Raw genomic sequence first — 5,280 nt, 5'->3', positions numbered from 1 at the left:
CTGGCGTTGAACATGGTCTTGGCGTAGATCAGGCCGAGGCCGTAGGCGCCGCCGTGCTCGATGGAGGTCTTCACGGTGGCGTCGTAGGTTTCGCCACGGGCCCAGTCGCGTTGCAGTTCGAGCAGGTATTGCAGGGAGGTCATGGGCCGCGCGCCGAGCTGGATCATGCGCTGCAGGGCCATTTCGTGGGCTTCGGTGGAAACGTCGCCACAGGCGTCGGCGATCACGTAGACCTCGAAGCCCTGGTCGATGGCCGAGAGGGCCGGGCCGACGATGCACACCGAGGTCCAGAGGCCGGCGAGGACGATCTTCTGCTTGCCGTGCTGGTTCACTTCCACGGCGATGCGCGGGTCTTCCCAGGTGTTCATGCTGGTGCGGTCGATGACGTTGTAGTCGGGGAACACCGATTTGATCTCGGTGAAGATCGGGCCGGAGAAGCTCTTCTCGGCGACGGTGGTGAGGATGGTCGAGACGTTGAATTCCTTGGCGGCCTTGGCCACCAGGGCGGCGTTGTTGCGCAGGGTGACGGCGTCGATGGACTTGGTGGCGAAGGACATCTGCGACTGGTGGTCGATCATGATCAGGGTGTGATCGTTGGGGTTCAGCAGGGTCTTGCCGGGAACTGCCTTGGCGATTGCGCTCATGATGATCTTCCTTCTGCGGTGCGTGGGTGGGTTGGGTGCTGCTGTCGGTGTGGTCCGGGCGGTGGTCTGTGCGCCGAACCGTGGAGCCATCTTTGCCCATCGCCCGAAGGCGCGGAACAGACAGCTTTGCAGGGCCACTTTGCAATTCTGCAAGCCCCCTTCCAGGCCGCGCCGGCGCTGGGCTCCGCGCGGAGCCGAGGCAAGGTGAGGCGGCGGATAACCCTTCGGGTTATGCGCCCTACGAAAAGCGGAGCGCGCAGGATGGCGCCGAATTTCCAGCGCATTCGGGGGGAGGGTAGGCGCTCGCTCCTACAGAAGGCTGAAGCCCGACGGCTTCACAGTGCGCGGGCGATGAACTCGCGCAGCCACTGCTGCGCCGGGTCGCGGTGCGAGCGCTCGTGCCAGAGCATGGACATCTCGTAGCCCGGCACCTCCACCGGCGCCTCCACCACCCTCAGCCCGCTGTCGGGGCGGACCATGCGCGCCGGCAGCATGGCCACCAGGTCGGTGCTGGCGAGCACCGAGAGCACGAAGTGGAAGTGCGGCACCGAGAGCACCACCCGGCGCTCCGCGCCCAGCGCGGCCAGGGCCTTGTCTGTCACGCCGTGGAAGCCGCCGCCGTCGGGCGAGACCATCACCTGCTCCAGCTTGCAGAACTGCGCCAGGCTCGGCCGGCGCTTGAGCCTGGGGTGGTCGGCGCGGCCGACCAGCACGTAGCGCTCCTGGAACAGCGGGCGGCGGCGCAGGCCTTCGGGGGCGTCTTCGCTGGTGTGGAACAGCAGGTCGGCGTCGCCCTGTTCCAGTTGCCGGACCAGCCGCGACGGCGTCAGCGGCAGCAGCGCCAGGCGCGTGCCCGGCGCCGCCGCGCGCAGGCCGCCCAGGGCCGGCAGCAGCACGGTCGCCTCGCTGTAGTCGGTAACGATCAGCCGCCAGGTGTTGTGCGCCGCGCCGGGGTCGAAGGCCTCGCTCGGCGCCACCGCCCGCTCCAGCGCCGCCAGGGCCTGGCGCAGCGGTTCGCGCAGGGCCTCGGCGCGGGCGGTGGGGCGCATGCCGCGCGGGCCGGGCAGCAGCAGCGGGTCGCCGAAGATCTCGCGCAGCTTGGCCAGGTGCACGCTCACCGAGGGTTGCGAGAAGTGCAGGCGCTCGGCGGCGCGGGTGACGTTGTGCTCGGCCAGGAGCACGTCGAGGGTCACCAGCAGGTTCAGGTCAAGCGTCCTTAGATTAACCATGGCAATACCTGATGTATTGGATATTCATTTCTACTATAGCGTGGCACGCCCCATGCTCGGCTCACCCACTCACGGAGACCCGTCATGAACGTGCTCATCGTCTACGCCCACCCCGAACCGAAATCCCTCAATGGCTCGCTGCGCGACTTCGCCGTGCGCCGCTTGCAGGCCGCCGGCCACAGCGTGCAGGTTTCCGACCTCTACGCGATGAACTGGAAGGCCCCGCTGGACGCCGCCGACAGCCTGGACGGCGCCGCCGGCGAACGCTTCGAACCCTCCCAGGACTCGCGTCGGGCCTTTGCCGGCGGCCGGCAGAGCGCCGACATCGCCGCCGAGCAGGCCAAGCTGCGCTGGGCCGACGCGCTGATCCTGCAGTTCCCGCTGTGGTGGTTCTCCATGCCGGCGATCCTCAAGGGCTGGGTCGAGCGGGTGTACGCCTATGGTTTCGCCTACGGCGTCGGCGAGCACTCCGACACGCACTGGGGCGACCGCTACGGCGAAGGCAGCCTGGCCGGCAAGCGCGCCATGCTGATGGTCACCACCGGCGGCTGGGAGTCGCACTACAGCGCCCGTGGCATCAACGGCCCGATCGACGACCTGCTGTTCCCGATCCAGCACGGCATCCTCTATTACCCTGGCTTCGCGGTGCTGCCGCCGTACCTGGTGTACCGCACCAGCCGGGTCGACGCGGCGCGCTACGCCGCCATCGAGCGGGAGTACGGTGAACGCCTGGACAGCCTGTTCAGCGCCGAGCCCATCGCCTTCCGCCGGCAGAACGCCGGGGACTACGAGATTCCCGCGCTGACCCTGAAGGACGACCGCGCGCCGGGGCTGACCGGCTTCGCCGCGCACCTGGCCTAGCCGGCCTGGTGCAACAGCAATGCGCATAGCCCGAGCAGCGCGCCGCCGCCGGCCGCCGCGTAGGTGGCCAGCTGCACCCAGCGGCGCCGGGTCAGCAGGCAGATGGCGGCCAGCGAGATCGCCACCTGCACCAGCAGCGTGGCCTGGGCCCAGCGGTGGTGCTGGTGCAGCTGGGCCTCGCTGAGGGCCTCGTCCTCGGCCACCTTGCGTTCCAGCGCCTCGGCTTCGGCGCGGATCCGGGTTTTCTCCTGCTGGTACTTCTGCCGCTGCTGTTCGAAGTTGGCGGCCTTCTGCGGATCGCCGCTGGACAGCGCGGCGCCCAGCTCGGCGAGGTTCTGCTTTTCGCCCTTGGCCTGGTAGTAGCCCCAGCGGTTGGCCGCCTCGGTCTTGGCCACCGCCTCGGCGTTCTTGTAGTACAGCGCCTGGCTTTCGGCGGCGCCGCCCTGGTAGGCGAAGAGCGCGCCGAGGGTGGCGAGCAGGGCGGTGGCGACGGCCATGCTGCCGGTCAGGCGGTCGCGTCGCGGCTGCTGCGTGGCGTGCTCCACGGCGTGGTCGTGGAGGCCGTGGACTTCGTATTCGGTGGACATGCGCGAGGGCTCCGGGGTGGGGCGCCCCGAGCGGGGCGGCCTGATCGGCGCGGGAGCCTCTGGCACGCACCTTAAGCCGCGATTAAGGCGCCGGCGGCCGCCGCCGCTCCGGGAAATTTCGCCGAAGGCAGGGGCGCCGGCGCCGCCGAATCGCTATGCTCGACGCCATGAACAGCCCGCCGCCGCTCCGCCAACCCTGCCCGCCGGGCGCCTGCGATTGCGGGCGCGAGGCGCTGCTGGCCGACCCCCAGGGCGACATGCGCATCCTCCTGCTCACCCGCTTTGAGGAGCAGCGCCTGCTGCAACGCCTGGAACAGCTGGCCGACCTCGCCGACCTGGAGCGCCTGCAGGCGCGCATCTACGAGCAGCTCGGCCTGCGCCTGAGCATCGCCCCCGGCCTCAACGAAGTGCGCAGCATGCGCGGTTTCGACATCCAGCTGGCGGAGCATCCCGGCCTGTGCCGCAAGACCCGCCAGTCGATCCCCGCCGCCATTCGCCGGGGCCTGGAGCGCAACCCGGAAATCGCCTGGCGCCTGCTGGATTCGTTCGACCTGCTGGGCGGGCTCTGAGCCTGCCGCGAGGAGCGCAGCACCATGACCACGATCATTCTCACCCGCCACGGCCACGTGGACTGGATCGCCCCGGAGCGCTTCCGTGGCCGCGCCCAGCTGCCGCTTTCGGAGCTGGGCCGGCGCCAGGCGCAGGCGGTGGCCCGCAGCATCGCCCAGGGTTGGCGGCCGCAGGCGATCTACACCAGCCCGTTGGCGCGCTGCGTCGATACCGGCGCGGCCATCGCCGCCGCCACCGGCGCGCCGGCGCAGGCCCTGGAAGGGCTGGCCGACATCGACTACGGCCAGTGGCAGGGCCTGACCCATGACGAGGTGCGCGCGCGCTGGCCGGAGGAGCACCGTCTCTGGCTGGCGGCGCCGGACCTGGCGGCGATCCCCGCTGGCGAGAGCCTGGCCGAGGTGCTGGCGCGCGGCACCGCCGTGCTGCGCGAGGTGCTGCGGCGCCACGCCGGGCAGACGCTGGTGCTGGTCGGCCACGACAGCGTCAACCGCGTGCTGCTGTTGCAGATGCTCGGCCTGCCGCTGGCGCGCTACTGGCGCCTGAAGCAGGAGCCGTGCTGCCTCAACGAGATCGTCTTCGCGGACGACGCCTTCACCCTGCACCGCCTCAACGGCACCGAGCACCTGGCCGGCGCCTAGCGCGCTCAGGGCGCGCCGGCGTCGCGTTCGGCCTTGCGCTTGCCGACGGTGCCCATCTCCACCGGCGTCTTCACGTAGAACAGCGCGAGGTCCTCGGCCTCCAGGCGCTCGAACAGGCGCGCGCATTCGTCCTCGGACACCGCCAGGCAGACTTCCACCGGCTGGTCGGCCAGTTCGAAGAAGTGGTAGGAGTGCACCCGGCCGGCGTGGCCGTAGCCTTCCGAGCCCATGACCAGGGTGGCGCCCTTGAGCTTCATCGTGCGGGCCAGGTCCACCAGCCACTCGGTAACCAGCTTGCCGCCGTGGCGGCGACTCTGTTGGGTGAAGAATGTCACCAGATAACCTTGCATGGTTGCGCCTCCGTCAGCGTGCGCCGATCAATGAATAGGTTAGAACGCCCGCGGCGGTCGCCAGCAGCGAACCGGCGACGTGCACGGTGATCGCCCCCAGGGCCCAGGCGACGCGCCCTTCCTGCAGCAGCGCGAGGGTTTCGGCGGAGAAGGTCGAGAAGGTGGTCAGGCCGCCGCAGAAACCGGTGATCAGCAGCAACCGCCATTCCGGGCTGAGGCTGGGGTTGGCGGCGAACAGCGCGACGGCCAGGCCGACGACGTAGCCGCCGATCATGTTCGCTGCCCAGGTGCCGGGCGGGATGTTGGGGAACAGGGCGTTCAGCCGCAGGCCGAGGAACCAGCGCAGCAGGCAGCCGAACGAGCCGCCGAGGACGATCACGCTCATCGATTTCAGCATGCCG

At 69.9% G+C, this 5,280-nt stretch carries 8 protein-coding genes; 3 read left to right on the top strand and 5 right to left on the bottom strand.

Annotation, left to right across the window (positions count from 1 at the left end; genetic code table 11):
* Both P3W75_RS13990 and P3W75_RS13985 read right to left on the bottom strand, forming a co-directional pair.
* Nucleotides 1–644 (bottom strand): hydrolase (locus tag P3W75_RS13990; RefSeq protein ID WP_276227954.1); only part of this gene is annotated, 644 nt, incomplete at its 3' end.
* A gap of 335 nt (nucleotides 645–979) precedes the next feature.
* Nucleotides 980–1,873 carry a LysR family transcriptional regulator gene (locus tag P3W75_RS13985; RefSeq protein ID WP_276227953.1) on the bottom strand — a complete coding sequence of 298 codons (894 nt, stop codon included), beginning with the start codon at nucleotides 1,871–1,873 and terminating at the stop codon, nucleotides 980–982.
* A gap of 84 nt (nucleotides 1,874–1,957) precedes the next feature.
* Between P3W75_RS13985 and P3W75_RS13980 the strand changes: the two genes are divergently transcribed.
* Complete coding sequence (locus P3W75_RS13980; protein ID WP_276227952.1) at nucleotides 1,958–2,734, top strand: NAD(P)H-dependent oxidoreductase; 777 nt, start codon at nucleotides 1,958–1,960, stop codon at nucleotides 2,732–2,734.
* Here P3W75_RS13980 and P3W75_RS13975 read toward each other — a convergent pair.
* Nucleotides 2,731–3,321: a DUF4337 domain-containing protein gene (locus P3W75_RS13975; protein ID WP_276227951.1), complete on the bottom strand. Its 591-nt coding sequence runs from the start codon at nucleotides 3,319–3,321 to the stop codon at nucleotides 2,731–2,733. The two genes, P3W75_RS13980 and P3W75_RS13975, sit on opposite strands and share 4 nt — an antisense overlap.
* Before the next feature lie 167 nt (nucleotides 3,322–3,488).
* Between P3W75_RS13975 and P3W75_RS13970 the strand changes: the two genes are divergently transcribed.
* The gene (locus P3W75_RS13970; RefSeq protein WP_276227956.1) at nucleotides 3,489–3,890 is read left to right on the top strand and encodes a hypothetical protein; all 402 of its coding nucleotides are present in this window, start codon (nucleotides 3,489–3,491) and stop codon (nucleotides 3,888–3,890) included.
* Between the two features lie 24 nt (nucleotides 3,891–3,914).
* Nucleotides 3,915–4,529 carry a histidine phosphatase family protein gene (locus P3W75_RS13965; RefSeq protein ID WP_276227950.1) on the top strand — a complete coding sequence of 205 codons (615 nt, stop codon included), beginning with the start codon at nucleotides 3,915–3,917 and terminating at the stop codon, nucleotides 4,527–4,529.
* A 5-nt stretch (nucleotides 4,530–4,534) separates the two neighbouring features.
* Here the strand turns inward: P3W75_RS13965 and P3W75_RS13960 are convergent, their stop codons facing one another.
* Together P3W75_RS13960 and crcB are read right to left on the bottom strand one after the other, a co-directional pair.
* On the bottom strand, nucleotides 4,535–4,879 hold the full coding sequence (locus P3W75_RS13960) for a DUF190 domain-containing protein (RefSeq protein WP_276227949.1): 345 nt from the start codon (nucleotides 4,877–4,879) through the stop codon (nucleotides 4,535–4,537).
* A gap of 13 nt (nucleotides 4,880–4,892) precedes the next feature.
* Nucleotides 4,893–5,276: a fluoride efflux transporter CrcB gene (gene crcB, locus P3W75_RS13955; RefSeq protein ID WP_276227955.1), complete on the bottom strand. Its 384-nt coding sequence runs from the start codon at nucleotides 5,274–5,276 to the stop codon at nucleotides 4,893–4,895.
* Between the last annotated feature and the right edge of the window lie 4 nt (nucleotides 5,277–5,280).

This window comes from Pseudomonas citronellolis (assembly GCF_029335315.1).
GTDB classification, from domain to species: Bacteria; Pseudomonadota; Gammaproteobacteria; order Pseudomonadales; family Pseudomonadaceae; genus Pseudomonas; species Pseudomonas citronellolis_A.
This window is presented reverse-complemented; position numbering and strand designations above follow the sequence as displayed.